Annotated in this window: 15 protein-coding genes; 1 reads left to right on the plus strand and 14 read right to left on the minus strand. The window is 66.3% G+C overall.

Annotation, left to right across the window (positions count from 1 at the left end):
• Positions 1-13: 13 nt before the first annotated feature.
• Positions 14-1,465 (minus strand): aldehyde dehydrogenase family protein, encoded by a 1,452-nt coding sequence (locus OM513_RS16245; protein WP_264945661.1) that lies wholly within the window; start codon positions 1,463-1,465, stop codon positions 14-16.
• Between the two features lie 84 nt (positions 1,466-1,549).
• The gene (locus tag OM513_RS16250) at positions 1,550-2,197 is read right to left on the minus strand and encodes a MarR family winged helix-turn-helix transcriptional regulator (RefSeq protein WP_264945662.1); all 648 of its coding nucleotides are present in this window, start codon (positions 2,195-2,197) and stop codon (positions 1,550-1,552) included.
• Positions 2,198-2,368: 171 nt separating this feature from the next.
• Between OM513_RS16250 and OM513_RS16255 the strand changes: the two genes are divergently transcribed.
• Positions 2,369-3,643 (plus strand): aromatic ring-hydroxylating dioxygenase subunit alpha, encoded by a 1,275-nt coding sequence (locus tag OM513_RS16255; protein ID WP_264945663.1) that lies wholly within the window; start codon positions 2,369-2,371, stop codon positions 3,641-3,643.
• Positions 3,644-3,809: 166 nt separating this feature from the next.
• Here the strand turns inward: OM513_RS16255 and OM513_RS16260 are convergent, their stop codons facing one another.
• The 12 genes from OM513_RS16260 to OM513_RS16315 all read right to left on the minus strand — a co-directional run bounded on the left by OM513_RS16260 (position 3,810) and on the right by OM513_RS16315 (position 17,830).
• Complete coding sequence (locus OM513_RS16260; protein ID WP_264945664.1) at positions 3,810-4,808, minus strand: amidohydrolase family protein; 999 nt, start codon at positions 4,806-4,808, stop codon at positions 3,810-3,812.
• A gap of 18 nt (positions 4,809-4,826) precedes the next feature.
• Positions 4,827-5,480: an RraA family protein gene (locus OM513_RS16265; RefSeq protein ID WP_264945665.1), complete on the minus strand. Its 654-nt coding sequence runs from the start codon at positions 5,478-5,480 to the stop codon at positions 4,827-4,829.
• 2 nt (positions 5,481-5,482) lie between these two features.
• Entirely contained in the window at positions 5,483-6,148 is a 666-nt protein-coding gene (locus OM513_RS16270; RefSeq protein ID WP_264945666.1) for an RraA family protein, read from the minus strand.
• A 16-nt stretch (positions 6,149-6,164) separates the two neighbouring features.
• Positions 6,165-7,178 carry a DODA-type extradiol aromatic ring-opening family dioxygenase gene (locus OM513_RS16275; protein ID WP_264945667.1) on the minus strand — a complete coding sequence of 338 codons (1,014 nt, stop codon included), beginning with the start codon at positions 7,176-7,178 and terminating at the stop codon, positions 6,165-6,167.
• An 87-nt stretch (positions 7,179-7,265) separates the two neighbouring features.
• On the minus strand, positions 7,266-8,018 hold the full coding sequence (locus OM513_RS16280; RefSeq protein ID WP_264945669.1) for an HD domain-containing protein: 753 nt from the start codon (positions 8,016-8,018) through the stop codon (positions 7,266-7,268).
• Between the two features lie 3 nt (positions 8,019-8,021).
• Positions 8,022-9,323, minus strand: coding sequence for an MFS transporter (locus OM513_RS16285; RefSeq protein ID WP_264945670.1), 1,302 nt, complete (start codon positions 9,321-9,323; stop codon positions 8,022-8,024).
• Positions 9,324-9,414: 91 nt separating this feature from the next.
• Positions 9,415-10,206 (minus strand): alpha/beta hydrolase, encoded by a 792-nt coding sequence (locus OM513_RS16290; protein ID WP_264945672.1) that lies wholly within the window; start codon positions 10,204-10,206, stop codon positions 9,415-9,417.
• Entirely contained in the window at positions 10,203-10,631 is a 429-nt protein-coding gene (locus tag OM513_RS16295) for a Zn-ribbon domain-containing OB-fold protein (RefSeq protein WP_264945673.1), read from the minus strand. Before OM513_RS16295 ends, OM513_RS16290 begins: the two co-directional genes overlap by 4 nt.
• A 7-nt stretch (positions 10,632-10,638) precedes the next feature.
• A complete protein-coding gene (locus OM513_RS16300; protein ID WP_264945674.1) occupies positions 10,639-11,811 on the minus strand; it encodes a thiolase family protein in 1,173 nt (390 codons plus the stop codon).
• Positions 11,812-11,814: 3 nt separating this feature from the next.
• A complete protein-coding gene (locus OM513_RS16305) occupies positions 11,815-12,618 on the minus strand; it encodes a crotonase/enoyl-CoA hydratase family protein (protein ID WP_264945675.1) in 804 nt (267 codons plus the stop codon).
• 32 nt (positions 12,619-12,650) lie between these two features.
• Positions 12,651-14,732, minus strand: a complete 2,082-nt coding sequence (locus tag OM513_RS16310) for an acetate--CoA ligase family protein (RefSeq protein ID WP_264945676.1) — start codon at positions 14,730-14,732, stop codon at positions 12,651-12,653.
• Positions 14,733-14,911: 179 nt separating this feature from the next.
• Positions 14,912-17,830 (minus strand): TonB-dependent receptor plug domain-containing protein, encoded by a 2,919-nt coding sequence (locus tag OM513_RS16315; protein ID WP_264945678.1) that lies wholly within the window; start codon positions 17,828-17,830, stop codon positions 14,912-14,914.
• Positions 17,831-17,836 lie beyond the last annotated feature (6 nt).

A 17,836-nucleotide genomic window follows, 5' to 3' on the forward strand; every position in this document is an offset into this window, starting at 1 on the left:
GACAACCGAAAGCTCAGGCGGCCGGCCGGCTGATAACCTGCAGCTCCTGATAGGACCGGATGCCGAGCACCCCGTGCTCGCGTCCGTAGCCGGATTCCTTCATCCCGCCGAAGGGCACGTCGGACTCGTTCAGGCCGTGGCGGTTGATCCACACCGTGCCCGCCATCAGCCGTCCGGCCACCTCCCGCGCGCGCGCCTCGTCGCGGCTCCACACCGACGCGCCCAGGCCGAAGCGCGAATCATTCGCCCGCGCGATGGCCGCATCCACCGAAGCGAAGGTCAGTACCGGCAGCACCGGTCCGAACTGCTCCTCGCGCACCAGCGGCACTTCCTCGTCCAGCCCGGCGATGATGGTCGGCTGGATGAAATAGCCCTCGCCCTCCGGCACCTGGCCGCCCGTCAGCACCTGCGCGCCCGGCCGGGCCAGCGCGTCGGCGAGATAGGCCTTCACCTTCTCGAACTGCACCGCGTTCTGGATCGGCCCCATATCCATGCCGGGCGTGCTGCCCGGCCCGACCTTCAGCGCACCCACCTTCGCCACCAGCTTCTCCAGCAGCGCGTCACGCACGCTTTCGGCCACATAGACGCGCTTGATCGCCATGCAGATCTGGCCGCAGTTGAAGAACCCGCTGCGCGCGATACCTGCCGCCGCCGCATCGAGATCGGCATCGTCCAGCACCAGCGTCGCGTCGTTGCCGCCCAGTTCCAGCGTGACGCGCTTCAACGTGGCCGCGGCGCTGGCCAGCACCTTCTTGCCCGTGGCGACCGATCCGGTGAAGCTGATCTTGTCGATATCCGGATGCGCGGTCATCCAGGCGCCCAGATCGTTCCCTCCGGCAACGACGTTGAGTACGCCCGGCGGCAGCAGATCGGCCGCCAGGCGCCCCACCGCCAGCGTGGTGAGCGGCGTATAGGGCGACGGCTTCAGCACCAGAGTGTTCCCGGTGTAGAGCGCCTGCGCCACCTTGTGCATCGCCAGCGCCACGGGGAAGTTCCACGGTGCGATGGCGCCGACCACGCCGAGCGGGTGATAGCGCAGCTCCACCTTGCCGCGATCGCTGTCGCGCAGCACCTCATCCGGCAGGTCCAGCGACGCGAGCTGCTTCATATGGTGGCCGGATACCGCCAGTTCCATCCGCGCCTGCTCGATCGGCTTGCCATGTTCGTGGGTGAGCAGCGGAGCCAGCTCCTCCGCCGCCGCGGAGATGCGATCGGCCAGGGCGAAGATCAGCTCGCGGCGGCCGTCATATCCCAATGCAGCCCAGGCGGGGAACGCCCCCCTGGCGGCGGCGACCGCAGCGTCGAGATCGGCCGCTGACGCATCGGGGCACAGCGCAAAGGCACGTCCCGTCGCCGGATCGACCACCTCGAACGAAGCATTGCCCGATACCAGCCGCCCGCCGATCAGGTTGCAATCCGCCCCCGGCACCAGCGCCAGACGATCGCGTGCCTCAACCTCTCCCATGCCATCACCTCCGAAATCTGCTTTCGGATGACCATGAATATTGTTGTCTGAATCCACAACCCGAATTTCGCGGGTGGGCGGAATCTACCCCTCGGCAGCCAGATATTTGCCTAGCATGTCGTGCAACTGGCGGGCGAAATTGCGGTCAAGCTCAAAGGATCGCGCTTCTTCCGGCGAATCGGATTCGGGCATGGGGGCCACCGCCGGCGTCGCCGATGCCAGGTCTCCGCCGCTCTCGATCAGGCCGCTCGTGCGGTCCAACTGCTGTTCAAGCGTGGTCAGGAACGACAGGAATGCGTCCACCTGGGCGGATGCGAACGGCAATTGCAGCAGATCGTTCAACGCCAGCGCCATCGCAAAGGTCTCCGCGTGCACCGCCTTGCCCTGTTCGGTAAGCTGCAGCAGCACCGAGCGGCTGTCCGACGGGTTTACCAGCTTCTCCATGATGCCGCGCTCGACCAGCGCCGAGACGACCCGGCTGGCGTAGCTCTTCTCCAGATTCGCCGCGGCGGCCACGCGCTTGAAGGACACCGATCCATAGCCGGCGGTAATGCCGATCACCCGGCATTCGGGCAGCGAGAGATTCAACTGCTTGCGATAATATTGCTCGGATATGCGCTCAGAAATCCGGGCAACGCGATGGAGCCGGAACGTCAGCAGATTTCGAAAACTGGGCGGCGCCTCTTTCCGCTTACCCTTTGCTGTTGCCACGCAAATCCCCTGTTGCAGCATCGCGGCAACATAGCGGCGCGCGTGCGCCGCACAAGAAACGCGCGCGCGTGGCGAGGCGCAAGTGCGATACGGGCTTGACGATTTTTGTTGTCTTAGACAATTAAATTGCATCAAGGGAAACCGCGCGACAGCCGGCAGGGCGGCGGGCGCAAGATTGGAGAGGCGGATCCGATGCTGTCGAAGGAGCAGAATGAGCTGATGACCCGCGTGGGTCCCGGCACCCCGATGGGCGAGTTGCTGCGCCGCTACTGGCACCCGATCGCTGGCGTCAGCGAGTTCGAGGCCAAGGCGACCAAGAACGTCCGGATCATGTGCGAGGACCTGGTCCTCTACAAGGATCTCTCGGGCAACTTCGGCCTGATGGACCGCCACTGCCCCCATCGCCGCGCAGACATGAGCATGGGCATGGTCGAGGCGTGCGGGCTGCGCTGCAGCTACCACGGCTGGCTGTTCGACCATGACGGCAAATGCACCGACCAGCCCTATGAAGACACGGCGAACCCGCAGGGGCGCTATAAGGACAAGGTGAAGATCAAGGCCTATCCGGTGCGCGCGCGTGCCGGGCTGCTTTGGGCCTATATGGGTCCCGCCCCGGCGCCCGAGCTGCCCGACTGGGAACCCTTTTCATGGAAGAACGGGTTCCGCCAGATCGTGATCTCCGAACTGCCGTGCAACTGGCTGCAGGGGCAGGAAAATTCGATGGACCCGATCCATTTCGAATGGATGCACGCCAACTGGAGCAAGCGGTTGCGCGGCGAGACCGGCCCCTATGGCCCGAAGCATCTGAAGATCGATTTCCGCGAATATGACTATGGCTTCACCTACAACCGCATCCGCGAGGATACCGACGAGAACCACCCGCTGTGGACGATCGGCCGCGCCTGCCTGTGGCCGAACGCCATGTTCACCGGCGATCACTTCGAATATCGCGTGCCCATCGATGACGAGCGGATGATGAGCGTCGGCTGGTTCTTCACGCGCGTGCCGAAGGACGCCGAGCCCTATGTGCAGGAAAGCATCCCCGTCTGGAACGGTCCGATCAAGGATGAGAACGGCGACTGGATCACCAGCCATGTGATGAACCAGGATTTCGTGGCCTGGATCGGCCAGGGCACCGTTTCGGACCGCACCGAAGAGAATCTGGGGCTGAGCGACAAGGGCATCGGCATGATGCGGCGCCAGTTCCTGCGCGACATCGAAAAGGTACGCAACGGCGAGGATCCCAAGGCGATCATTCGCGATCCGGCGGCCAACCATGCGATCCCCCTGCCCACCATCCACCGCGACGCGGTGACCGAGGGGATGACCGCCGAGGAGATCAAGGCCGGCGGCGCGCTCCACCTGAAGCGCTTCATCTTCCAATATGGCCAGCCCGAGCATGTCCGCCAGGCGCAGGAAGCGGCGATGGGCATCGCACAGGACAACAAGGGCTACGTCGACGCCTGAAGCGCGGCGGCGGACCGGCTTGGGGGCGCGGTGCCCCCTGCCCTGTCCCGCAACGGAATCTTCGCTCCCTCCTCCTGCGAGCGAAACAAACTGCCCGGCCGGATCGCTCCGGCCGGGCATCTCTTTATCCGGGCACGCACTTCCCCAGGCAGATGCCTAGCGCGGCTCAGACGTCGAGATTGAACACCCTGCGCGCATTATCCTCGAAGATCAGCTTGCGGTCCGCTTCGCTGAGGAAGTCGAACTTCTGGATGAACGGCGCGATGTGATCCATCTGATGGCCGGTGGCGGGATCGACGGTCGATCCGACGCCCGGACATTCGGAGCCGAACAGGCAGCGCTCCGGCCCCACCGTCTCGATCAGCAGGCGCAGCGCGCCTTCGGTGTAGAGCACGGTATCGAAGTAGAGCTTCGCCATCCGCTCCGAGAACAGATGCTTGGTGCGGCGCGACTGGGATTCGAAGCGGCCGAACTGATAGGGGATCGCCCCGCCGCCGTGGCTGACCACCACCTTCAGATCGGGGAAATCGTCGAACACCGAAGATGTACACAGATTATAGGTCGCGATCGTCTCTTCGTTGATGAAGTGGAGCGAATAGGGCGTGCGCTCCGATTGCGATCCGGTGGCGTGGATGTGCGCCGGCAGGTCCAGCTCGCACAGCTTCTCGTACAGCGGATACCAATAACGATCGCCCAGCGACGGCGCCTCTTCCGCGCCGTTCTCATAGGGATCGGGATTGAGCAGGAAGCCCTTGAACCCCATCGAGACGCAGCGGTCCATTTCCGGGAACACCGCCTCGATCGCCTCGCCCGCCACCTGCGGCAGCCCCGCGACGGGGATGAACAGGTCCGGCAGCAGCGTGCATTGACGATGGATGAGCGTGTTCACCTCTTCGCAGAACCAGTGGACCACGCGCGACGGCTTGGCCGAGTTCATCATCTGGAACGGGCGCGGCGAGATGAGCTGCATGTCGGTGCCATGCTTGTGCAGCAGCTCGATATGGCCGTCGGGCCAGGTTTCCTTGTGGTGCGCGGCGGCGATGATCTGCTCGTCGGTGACTTTGACGCTGCCGCGGCCGTGCGACCCGCGATGCGCGAGCAGGCTCGCCTTGTACGCCCAGAGCTCCACCGGAGCGCTGACGTGGCCGTGGCAATCGATGATCATCCCTGGAGTCCTCTCTGATTACTGCTGCCGGGTCTGCAGCGAGTGGTATTTGAACTGCTTGCGTGCGTCGTCGAGGCGCATGCCGGAGCGGCAGGCGGCGCGGATGCGTTCCTCGGCGGCGTGGATCTCCTCGGCGGCGGCGAGGACGGCGTCCTCATGCTCGCGGGGGATCACCACCACGCCATCGGCGTCGCCGCGGATCAGGTCACCCGGCGCCACGCGCGCGCCGCCGATGTTCACCGGGCAATCCATCCGCTCCACCTGGACGCGGTCCTTGCCGGTGCGCATCCAATGGCCTTTCGAAAAGACCGGGTAGCCAAGCTCGCGGCACAGCGCGACATCGCGGCTGATCCCGTCGATCAGCGTCCCCGCCAGCCCGCGCCGGTGCGCGATCTCGGTCAGGATATCGCCCCAGATCGTCGCGTCGTCGCGCCCGCCGTTGTCGATCACCACCACATGCCCGTCGGGTACGTCGTCGATATAGTCGCCCACCGTCCCCGCCGGCTTGCCCGCCGGTCCGCAGATCATCGTGAACGCGCGGCCCGCCATCCGGAACCCCGGATCGCGCCCCGATATGCCATAGCATTGTCCCACGATCCCAAGGCGATCCAGCGCGTCCGACAGCGTCGCCGTATCCAGCGCGGCCGCGCGCGCCACATTGCCATCCGCCATCATCAGTCCTCGCGTTTGAGCATATATTCGTAGTTGGCGCCCAGTACCGCGCTGGCCGGCTCGTCGGCCTCCAGCCGCCGCGTCATCTCCGCCTCGCGCCGGGCGATATCCTCGGCGGCGTCGAGCACGCGATCGATATCCGCGGGCGACACGAACACCGCCGCGCTGGAATCGCACACGACGTAGAAGCCGGGCTCGACGGTGAACCCGCCGACGATGACGGGCACGTCGGTCGCGTCCTCATAGACACGGTTGCGGGCGGTGCGCGCGGTATAGCCGCGGCAGAAGACCGGAAAGCCGATCTCCCGCGCCTCGTCCACGTCGCGCACCAGCCCTTCGGCGATCACCCCGAAAACACCCTTCTGCCGCGCCGCGCGCGACAGGATTCCGCCCCAGCAGCCGGCGTCGATCCCGGTGGATTGTTCGACGACGATGACGTCTCCCGCCCCGCTGGCGTCGATCGCGGCGGCGCCCAGATGCACCGGCGGGCGATCGGCGGGCGCATTGCCGGCCTTCAGCTTCACCGTATGCACGCGCCCCGCGATGCGCGAGCCGGGGGATGCCGAGCGCAGGCCCGTGACGCAGCCGTCGAGCCCCAGCTTGTCGAGCGTATCGGAAACCGCGCAGGCATCCAGCCTGCGGAGCCGTTCGAGGCGCTTGTCGCCCATTTTCACCAACCGTCCCTTACTGCCAGGCCACGAATCCGTTGGCGGTACCGGTGCCAGCCTCCGAACGATAGCAGGCCTCATAGCCGACCACGTCGCCCTTGAGGTTGGTATCGAATAGCGCGCCGGCAGCCGCGATCCAGGTCTTCAGTTCCGAAGTGCCGGACTGAAGGTGCTTGTCCTCGATCGCGCACAGCGCCTCGGCATCGCGGTTGCGCAGCGCTTCGAAGAACTTCTGGTCGAACGCCTCGTCGATCACGAAATGGCTCATCCCGCCCGATCCGAACACGGCCACGCGCAGATCCTTGTCCCATCCGCGGATCACCTGGCCGATCGCCCGGCCCAGCTCGAAGCAGCGGCGCGCGGTCGGCTGGTTGGGCGGGAAGAAGGTGTTGATGATCACGGGCAGGTTGGGAACCACCTGATCGCGCATGATCTGGCGATAGATGAAACCCAGCGAGTGTGGCGCCCCGCTAGACCAATGGCCCGGCGGTTCCGGCAGGCGCTTGGACACGGCCAGATCCCAGCCCTGGGGAACCAGCTCGCGGCACACCTTCATGCCCAGTTCGGGCAGCGTGGGATATTCGCGGCGCTCGGGCGGGCTATGGCCCGGCTCCGCCTCATGGATCCCCGGGGGCATGCGGCTCGCCTGCTCGGGCGTGGCCGGCTGGTCCCAGATGGTATCGCCCAGATAGATGGTCACCGCAGGCGTGACATCCTCAAGGAACAGCTCGCGCTGATCGTTGCCCATGATGACGGCGACGTCCACCTTCGCCGCGGCGAAGCGGTCCGCCATTTCCGCGATCGCGCGCTGGCATCCGTCGGAACGGCGCTCGCGCTCGGCGAGCGAGCAGGCCTCGGCCAGCCCCTCGTCCTTGCGAAGCGCCACCAGCGAGTCGAAGTCATAGGTCTCGCCGCGGAACGGATGCTGCTGGTTGCGCTTGTCTGCGGCTACGCGCAGCAGCCACTGCTCCGGAGTGGTCGAAAGCGTCGGCCCGTGCGACGTCCACATTCCAAGAACGATCTCTGCCATGGCTGTATTTCCTCTGCCTTGAACGTCTCGATTTTGTAGACTGAGTAAACAATATGCGCGCGGCTTACAACATTTTCGCGCGGGCTTTCAGAGAAAACGGGTGGGCATCATGATCGTCCGCCACATGTGCGCGGAGGGGCTGTCGTCGAAGCCCAGGCCTTCCTCCGGCTGGCGGAAATTGCGGCCGATGATGTCGGTGAATTCGTCGAGTTCGACCACCACATCCGGATCGAACGAATAGAGGTCGTTGATCGTCACCAGCCGCGCGCTCATGTACCATTTGTGGTTGCGCGCGGCCTGATAGGCGCGATCGATATGCGGATCGGGCCGGTAATCCGCGCCGAAAAAGCGGACATAGGCCTCCGGATATTCATAGCCCACCGATTCGTCCGGATAGAAGCGCACCACCTGATGCTGGCGGACGGCCCAGGCGACCTCCGGATCGACATAGGGCTCGATCAGTTGCGCGCCCCAGAAGCCGTGATCGGCGCGGATGAAGCCCAGCACCGATATGTCGTGCAGCAGGCAGGCCAGCACGATCTTCTCGTCGTGCCCCGCCCGCAGCGCCAGCCGCGCGCTTTGCAGCAGATGCGCCGACGGGCCGAAGCGATAGCGGAAATAGTCGATCAGCGTCGGCTTGGCCGGCATCGGCTGGAGCCGCGGATCGGGGCCCATCAGGAACGGGCGCCCCTCCGGATTGTCTGGCACGGGCCGTTCGCGCACCGGATCGACATCGCCAGAGACATAGATGATCGACTTGACCGCGAGCGCGTCAAGCTGACGGCTCATCTGCTCCTCGAGCGCGTCCGCCTTGTGGTGAAGCTCCTGCAGCCGATCCATGGTTCAGGCGCCTCCGGTCGCCGCTTCCAGCCGGTTGCGATACACCGGCTGCACGCGCGAGAGCATCAGCGCCGCGACCAGCGCCAGTGCGACGAACAAACCGAACCCGATCGTGTAGCTTCCCGTCGAGTCATAGATCGCCGCCAGCACCGCCGGTCCCGTGGCCGATCCCAGCGAGAAGAAGCCGGTGATCACGGGCAGCACGCGGTTCATGTGCTTCGGGCCATAGACATGCTTGGCAAGCACCGGCCCCTCGCACACCAGGCCACCATGCGCCACGCCGAGCGCGAAGCTGAACACCAGCGCCGTGGCATAGTTGGAAACCGGGAACGCCAGCAGCACCATCACCGCGATCAGCAGGTACCACAGCATCACGCCGCGCACCGAATAGGTGTCGAAGAACCAGCCGGCGACGAATTTCGAGAGCATGCCGATCAGGAAGGTGATCGAAAGCGCGCTGACCGCGAGCTTGGGGCTGAGCCCCGCCTCGCGCGTGAAATAGAGCTGCGAATTCTGGAACAGCCCCTGGTCCACGCCCGCGATGATCATCACGCTCAGGATGATGCACCAGAACATCGGCTGGCGGATCAACTGGCCATAGGTGACATCCAGTTCCGCCGAACGGACCGCCGCGGCCGCTTCGGGCGTCTGGCGGACGCCCTTCTCGCCGGAAATCTCGGGGAGCAGTTCCTCCTCGGTGGGATTCTGGTTGGCGAGGAGGATCAGCGGCACGGCCACCGCGAAGATGCCGATGCCGATCAGCGCGAAGGTCATCCGCCAGCCGAGTTCGGGCATCACCGCGACGATATACCAGGGAAACACGATTCCGCCGATGCTGGAGCCCACCAGCGCCATCGCCCCGGCCAGCCCCACGTTGCGGATGAACCAGCGCGACACCATCAGCTTGATGCAGAGCAGGACCGCCCCCTGTCCGAGCCCGATCAGAAAGCCGGTGAGATAATAGGTCCATACCGAATGCACCGCCAGGAAGGCGGCGAACCCGATCGCCTGGAGGGTCACTACGGTGATGAAGACGGGTTTCAGCCCGAACCTGTCGACCAGCGGGCCTATCAGGAATATCGCGACGACCGCCCCGGTGATCCCTTTCCAGGTGTAGATCAGCGTCGCGGTGGTGCGCGACCAGCCGAATTCGTGGATCACCTCGTTATAGACCAGCGGCATGCTGGCGGTCGGCCCGCCGAACGCGAAGAAGAAGATCAGGAAGCCGGCGGCCACCACCTTCCACCCCGGATACCCGAAGTCGGCATTCAGGATGCCCCTGCCCGTCGTCGCCTTGCTAGCCATGGACGATCCCCTCCACGCCGGCGCCAGGAGCGGGCCGGCGAGTCTATTTATATTATTGTCAGACGTATCGATTGCGCATCCGGAGTGTCAATCATCTTGTTGTCATATGCAACGATTTTTGGGCCGGGGAGGCCGGCGCATTCAGCACGCCCTGCCAGCCCAGGAACAGGCGTGTGCGATCGTGGCCGCGCGCGACCTCTGCCGGCGGATGCTCGGCGGTGAGATGCCCGTCGCTGCACATCGTTACCAGCTCAGCAGGCACGCCGGAAGCGACCAGCGCCTGCTCCAGCAGCACCGCGTCCCTATAGGGCGCGCGCGGATCGCGATCCGAATGAACCAGCAGCGTCGGTGGAAGCCCGGGCCGCACGGCGTGGAGCGGCGACAGGGACAGCGCCACGCCCTCCGGATCGTCCGCCTCCTCCAGCCAGGCCACGGGATCGCCCGCCGTCAGCCGCTCCTCACGGTATCGCGCGAGATCGCACTGGGCGTTCCACGCCACCACGGCCGCCGGAGGATCCGCGGCGCGATAGGCGGTTGCGAGCGCGAGCAGACCGCCCGCCGAATGCCCGGCGGCGACGATGCGGCCGGCGTCCAGCCCGTGCCCGGTTCCATGTTCACGCACCCATTCCAGCGCCGCCAGGGCATCGTCCGCCGCGGCCGGCGCGGGCGCCGCCCCCGCCAGCCGATAGGCGGGTGCCGCGACCGCCAGGCCCATCGCATTCCATGCCCCGGCATGCTGGGCGGCCGAAGCCTTGCTGCCCATCCGCCAGCCGCCGCCGTGGAAATAGATCAGCACCGGGTGCGGTCCCGGCCCTTCCGGCACGTACAGGTCGATCGCCCCGTGCCAGCCGCGGACCTCGCGATAGGCGAGGTCCGCGATCACCGGTCTGGCTCGAACAGCAGCAGGTGGCGGCCGTCGGACAGCGGATGCCAATAGGGTTTCACCCGCAGCCCCTGGGCCAGTTCCTCTTCGGTGCAGCGGATGATGTTGCTCATCACGTTGACGCCTTCGTCCAGCGTCACCATCGCGACGATATAGGGCTCGCGATCGCGGAAGGGCGGGCGCGCGCGCCGCACGATGGTATAGCTGAACACCTGGCCCAGGCCGGAGACCTCCCGCCATTCCAGGTTGCCGCGCCGGCCGGTGTGGATGCTCGTCGGGCGCGGATAGAACTGATAGGCCCCGGCGACGCGATCATACTGGATAACCAGCCTTTTCTCGCGCGTGGCTTCCCAGAAGGGAGCCGAGAAGCTGCGCGCGGGCGGCAGCGGCCGTTCGATGTCGAGCATGTCGTTGAGCTGGGTCATGCCGCCCTCATGCGTTCGGGGTGAGGATCAGGACGGTGCTGGTGTTCCAGTTGCGGCCATAGGGAATGCCGCCGATGCCGGTCACCAATGCGTTCGCGGTGTTCTTCACCTGCCGCTCGCCGCCTTCGCCGAAGAGCTGGCGCACAGCCTCCACCAGGTTGGTGCCGCCTCCCGCAAGTCCGCACTGGCCCGCCGAAATCTGGCCGCCGCCGGTGTTGAGCGGCAGATCGCCGGAGAACAGGAAGTCGGTCTCGTGGATATAGGCCGCGCCCTCGCCATGCTTGCAGAAGCCCAGCATCTCCAACTGCATCATGATGGCGATGATGAAGTCGTCATAGGGGTGGAAGGAGCCGATCTCCCCCGGCTTCATCCCCGCCTGGGCAAAGGCGCGCTCACCCGCGATGCGATGCCCGGTCACCGTGGGATCGACGATCGCGCGCTGCGCACCGACATTGGTGCGCTCACCATAGCCGACCGGCACGGCGCAGCGCGCGAGGCCGCGCTTCTCGGCCGCCTTGCGCCCGGTGACCAGCACGCCGCTGGCGCCATCGCACGGCATCACGCAATCGAGCAGCCGGATCGGATCGTTGATCATCCGCGAGTTGACATAATCATCGACCGTGATCGGCTTGCGCAGCTTCTCGCACGCATTGGGGTTGCGCAGCGCATGTTCGCGCTGGGCCACCGCCAGCTTGCCCAGCGCACGGAAATCCAGCCCGAACTTGTCGTCATAATAGCGGCTTAGCATGCCGAACGCCGCCGGGGCGCCCAGATAGCCGAACGGGCTGGTCCATTCCGCGCCATAGGAGCGCGGCCGTCCGTTGTTCTCGGCAACCGCCGTATCGGCGAACAGGCACAGGACATTCTCGGCCAGCCCGGCGTCGATCGCCGCGCACGCCCGCGCCACCGCGCCGACCGGCGAGCAGCCGCCGATATCCACCGTCTGGCAGAAGTTCAGCTCCAGCGCGAGCTGGTCCGCCACCGTCTGCGACCAGAAGTTGTTGCCCGCGCCGGTCTGCGACGAAGACAGGATCAGCCCGTCGATCTCGTCATGGGCGAAGCCGGTGGCCTCCAGGATGCCGTCGAGCACCTCGGCCGCGAGTTCCCAGACGTCCACCTCGCTGCGGGGGACGATCTTGGTTTCGGCATAGCCGACGATCGCATTGTCGCTGAGCGCCATGGGTCAGACCCCTCCTTCCGGCTTGGCGGTGGGGGCGACCACCTTGTTCTCGCCGCGCTCGACGAAGGCGGCGATGCGGCTGGTGTCGCCGCCGCCGCGCGACGCTCCGCCGATCAGCGCCTCGAAGAACAGGCCGTCGCCGTGGCCCATGTCGTTGAGCCGCGGCAGGCCGGCGCAGATCGCCCAATTGGTGGTCGGCGCGTTGGTGGCGATCGCGCGGGCGAGCTCCTTGGCCTTTTCGAGCGATTGACCGGCGGGCACGACATATTGGCACAGGTTCACGCGCTCACCCTCTGCCGCGCTCAGCACGCGCCCGGTAAGCATCATGTCCGCCATGCGCGCATAGCCCATCAGCCGCTGGATGCGCACCGCGCCGCCGCCGCCCACGAAGATGCCGCGCTTGGCCTCCGGCAGAGCGAAGAAGGTGCTTTCGTCCGCGACGCGGATGGCACAGGCCGAAGCGATCTCCAGCCCGCCGCCGATGCAGGCGCCCTGAAGCGCCGCAACCCAGGGAATCGGCCCGCGCGCGACCAGATCGAGCGGAACCGTCCAGCGGCCGCGTTCCCAGGGCTTCAGCGGGTTGCTGCCGCCGATCCGCGACGCCGCCTCCGCCAGATCGAGCCCGGCGGAGAAATTCCCGCCATGACCGAACAGCACGCCGACGCGCGCCTCGCCCGCCGCGCGCTCGAACGCGGCGTGCATCTGTTCCATCACCGCGGTGTTGACCGCGTTGCGCTTCGCCGCGCGATCGATGCCGACGATGGCGACATCGCCATCCAGCTCATAGGTTACCAGGGATTCGCTCATCGCTGCTTCCTTCAGCTCGTCCGCCACGGTGCTCAGGCTTCGCTGGCGATGACGAGCGCATCCACCGCGGTAAGGCCCTGGCCATCGGGATGGACGAACACGGGGTTGAGGTCGATCTCTTCGATCTGCGGCACGGTCAGCATCAGCCGGCCGACCAGCGCTGCCGTCTCCGCCACCGCACGCACGTCTACCGGCGGGGCGCCGCGAACGCCGCCGAGCAGCTTGGCGCTGCGCAGCTTGCCCAGTTCCGCCACGATATCGTCCACCGCCAGATCCGCCGGCATCAGCCGCACATCGCCCAGCGCCTCGACCCAGATGCCGCCCAGGCCGACAAGGACCACCGGCCCCCATTTCGGATCGCGCTTGGCGCCGATCATCAGCTCCAGGCCCTTCTCGGCCATGCGCTCGACCAGTACGCCATCGAGCGCCAGTCCGGGCGCGGCGCGCGCGACATTGTCGTGCAGCGTCTGCCATGCCGCGCGCAGGCCATCGGCGTCGCGGATGCCCAGCATCACGCCGCCTGCCTCGGTCTTGTGCGCCAGCGCGCCCGCCTGGGCCTTGATGGCGACGGGATAGCCGACCCGCTCCGCGGTCGCCACCGCGTCCTCGACGGTGCGGGCGAGCGCGCCTTCCGGAATGCGGATGCCGATCGCGGCGAGCAACTGCTTGCCGAACCATTCGGGCTGCGCGCCCTTGCCCAGCGCGGGCAGGTTTTCAAACGGCGCATAGCTCGCCGATCGGGCATTGCGCTCCAGAGCGCGGCCGTAATGGGTGACGCGGGCTATCGCGCGCATCGAGCGTTCGATCGAGCGGCTGAGGATCAGCCCGTTGTCGAGCACCGCCTGCGCGAATTCCGCATCCAGCTCCGGCGCGGGGAATGCCAGGATGGCGGGCTTGTCGCGGCCCTTCAGCGCACCGACGAAATAGGGACCATAGGTGTTCTGCGACCTGGCCGTGCCGCTGTTGATCGCCACGATCACGCTGCCGAGATTGGGATCGTCCATCAGCGCCCCGGTGCCGATCCCGGTAAGTTCCGGCTGCCAGATCGCCTGGGTTCCCAGATCCAGCGGATTGCGGGGCGGGATATAGGACGGCAGCTTCGGTTCGAGCGCAGCGCGCACTTCCTCGGTGAGCGGCGGCATCTCCAACCCCTCGCCCTCAAGAAAGTCATGCGCGATCGCGCAAAAGCCGCCCGAGAAGGTCAGCATGCCCGGCCCGGCGACCGGCGGGGTTGGATAACGCGCCAGGATCTCGGCCACATCGACCAGTTCCTCCAGCGTATCGACCAGCGTCACGCCCGCGCGCGACATATGGACCTGCATCGACGCATAGTCCCCCGCCAGCGCGCCGGTGTGCGACTGGACCGCTGCCCGGCCCTTTTCGCCGCGCCCGGGATGGATCGCCACCACCGACTTGCCGGCGGCACGCGCGCGGCGGGCGGCGGCAAGAAACTCCTGCGGCTTGCGCACCTCCTCAAGGTACAGCGCGATCACCGTCGTCGCCGCGTCCAGCGTGAAGAAATCGATGAAGTCGGCCAGGCCGATGTCTGCTTCGTTGCCGGTCGCGACGGTATAGGACATCGGCAGCCCGCGCGCGGCCAGCGTCAGGCTGGCATAGGCCATCAGCCCGCCGCTCTGCGAAACCATCGCGACCGCGGGGTTCTTGCCGCCCACCGGGGTACGCGCGACGACGCGGGCATTGGCGAAGCCGATCGGCATGCCGTCCACCAGGTTGGTATAGCCCAGGCAGTTCGGCCCCAGCATCGCGATGCCGCCGTCGCGGGCGATGCCGACCAGTTCATCCTGCGCGGCGCGATTGCCGACCTCGGCAAAGCCCGAGGAGAAGACCGTGACCGCGCGCACGCCACGGCGCGCACAGGCCTCCATCGCATCCTTCACCGCAGCGGCGGGAAGCGCGAACACGGCGAGATCGACGCCCTCGGGCAGGTCGTCGATGCTCTGGGTTACCGGATAGCCGTCGATATCGCCCTCGGCACGGCCGATGACGTGGATATCGCCCGCATAATTGTTGAGCTTCAGATTGGTCAGCACCGTCCGCCCGGCCGTTGCCGGCTTGGACGAAACGCCCACGATCGCGACCGAACGCGGCCGCATGAACAACTCAACGGCCGCCGCACCGGTTGCTGCGGCCTGAATATCCTGAACTTCGCGGGCAATTACCATCGTTACGCTTTCCGCAGGCAGAATCACGGCCCCTCGGCCAAGCCGGGGGCCGTGAAGGTTGAACGGTGCCCGGGGCGGCAGGCGCGATGCCCGCCGCCCCATCGGGCGGTTTAGAATTCGAACCGCACGCCGATCTTGTAGCTGCGGCCGATACGGTCATAGAAACCGGCGAGCTGCGTCGCCGGGAACGGCGGATCCACGTTCAGCAGGTTGTTCACCACGCCATAGAGCTGGATCTTGTTGTTCCCGCTGTCGACGATGTTCACCGATCCGCTCCAGTTCAGATAGAAGCGGGAGTCGACGTTCATCGGCCCGACCGAGATCGGCGATGCGGCGTTGTAATCCGGATCGCCCGGCTGGACGAGCGTGGCATCGACGATGCCGCTGTCGATCCAGCGCCCGGTGAAGGTCGTCGAGAACAGGTCGTTCGAATATCCCAGGCTGGCGTTGAGCTGCCAGTGCGGGACGCTCGTCGCGCCGGTGTTGAGGCCCGAGGTGAACCCGCCGAGCTGGCCCGCGCGATCGATCACGCTGCCACGGGTCTGGATGATGCCCGCGGCGTTGTAGGTCGGCGCGATGCCCAGGCCATCGTCGGAGACGAGCTTGTGGACATAGGAGCCATAGAGGCGCGTCGAGAAGCGGCCGCCCAGTCCATCGAAGCGATAGGCGACCTCGAAATCGACGCCGTCAGTCTTCAGCGATGCCAGGTTGAGCAGCGCCTGGGTGACCGACACGATCTCCGTGCTGGTGCCCGACCCCGTCAGCACGACGTTGGAGCAGAAGGTGCCCGCACCGCCGCCCTGGATCTCGGCATAGCAGTTGTCGAGAATCTGCTGCGCCGGATAGTTGGAAATCGCGCCGCCGATCTTGATGTTGTAATAGTCGACGGAGACCGACAGGCCCGGGATGAACCGCGGCTCGAACACCGCGCCCAGCGTCAGCGTATCGGCCTTTTCCGGCGCCAGCGTGGGGCTGGGCTTGAAGATGACCTGATACGAACGCGACACGCCGTTGAACGGATTGCGCAGCGTCGACTGGGTGCTGGTGCTGGCGAAGAGCTCCGAGCTGTTGGGCGCACGGATGTCGCGCGAGCGCGTTCCGCGGAGCCGGACGCCATCCAGCGGCTCCCAGGTCAGGCCCGCCTTCCACGTCGTGACGCCGCCCGACGATTCATAGTCGGTGTAGCGGATCGCGCCGTTGAACTCGAGCGACTTGAAGCCGGCCATGTCCTTCGCCAGCGGCACCACCACCTCGGCATAAGCCTCCTTGGTGTTGAACGAACCGGCATAGGGCTGCGGGTTGGAGAAGTTGTAGCCGCGAGCCTCGGCGATCGAGTCCACGATGCTCTCCGCCTTGTCCTGGCGGTATTCCGCACCCACCGCGAGCGAGACAGGCCCCGCCCAGGTCGAGAACGGCTCACCGCGCAGGTTGGCCGCGACCACCGACTGCGAGATGTTGATCTGCTGGAACTGGGTGCCGTTGACATAGTCGATGGCAGCCGCGCTCATCGCGCCTTCGCCGAACAGGTTCAGCGGAACGCAGCCCAGCGCACGCGCGGTGTCGTTGCGGCAGACGATCTGTCCGCTCGGCAGCTTGATCGCGTCATAGGCCCAGAGGAAGTTCTGCTGGATGCGCATGTTGCGGATCTGCGAATTGAGCGAGTTGTGGCCGTACTGGGCATAGGCGTCCCAGGTCCAGCCGCCGCCCAGATCGCCCTCCACGCCACCGACGACGCGGTAGGTGGTGTTGAAGTTCACGATCCGCGTGCGCGAGAAGTCCGGGTTCGATCGGCCCATGTAGAACTGGGTGATGCCGTTGGCGTCCATGATCGACGCGACGGACGCGGGCAGAAAGGCGTTGTCGCGGCGGATCAGGATGGCGTTGGCGCCGGAGACCGCCGTGTCGCGCGGCATCGGTCCCGAATAGTTCGAACCCGAGCTGCCATAGCCGCCCTCGACGAACACCTTGATCGAGTCGTTGACCTCATAGTCGAGCTTCGCGACCACCGAGTGGCGGTTGATCGGCAGCACCAGCGTATGACCCGAGCGGGTGTGGACGCCGGCCGAGCTGGAGAAGTTGATCGACGAGCCACCGGTTTCGGTGCCGTAGGTGAAGCTGCCCACGGTGCCCGGCGTCGGGAAATAGATGCCGCGCAGCACGTCCACGCCGTTGGCGGCGTTCGTGTCCGCGTTGACGCCCAGGATGACGCCGCCGACGAGCGAGTTCACATACTGAACGCCCGTGGCATACATGCGCGAAGGCGTGCCCGCGGGACGGGAGGTAGCATAGGAGACGACCTCGTCGCCCCGCGCCGCCCAGTCACGCTCGAAGAAGCTCGCGACACCATCGGACTTCACATATTCGCCGCCGATGATGAAGCTGCCGCGGCCGTCCGCGAACTTGGTGCCCCAGGCCAGGCTGGCGCGGCGCTCGAAATTGTCGCCCTCCTCGGCGATGCCCAGCGAAACGTCGCCCTTCAGCCCTTCCAGGTTGCGCTTGAAGATGACGTTGACCACGCCCGAAATGGCGTCGGAGCCATAAGCCGCCGAAGCACCGCCGGTCACCACCTCGACCCGCTCGATCATCGCGGTCGGGATCAGGTTCATGTCGACCTGGCCCGTCGAGGCGGTCGGCACGTGGCGGCGGCCGTCGATCAGGGTCAGCGTGCGGATGTTGCCCAGCGCGCGCAGGTCCGCGAAGGTCGCGCCCGACAGGTTCGACGACTGGGTATTGGTCTGGTTGGTGACGCTCGGGCGGAACGACGGGATTTCGTTGAGGAAATCGCCGACGTTGCTGAGGCCGCGCGTATCGAGCGCCTCCGAAGTCAGCACCGTGGTGGGCGTCGGCGCGTCGAAGCCGCTGCGCGCAACGCGCGATCCGGTGACGATGATCTCGCCCTCGCGTGGAGCCTCGTCAGACGCGGCCGGCGTGTCCTGATCGCCTTGCGCGTCCTGCGCATAGGCGGGCGTTGCAACTGCCAGCGCCGCTCCGAAAGCGGCCGTGGCGAGCAACCAAGTACGATGTTTCATGCTCCT

It is taken from the genome of Sphingomonas canadensis (assembly GCF_026013525.1).
Classification (GTDB): domain Bacteria; phylum Pseudomonadota; class Alphaproteobacteria; order Sphingomonadales; family Sphingomonadaceae; genus Sphingomonas; species Sphingomonas canadensis.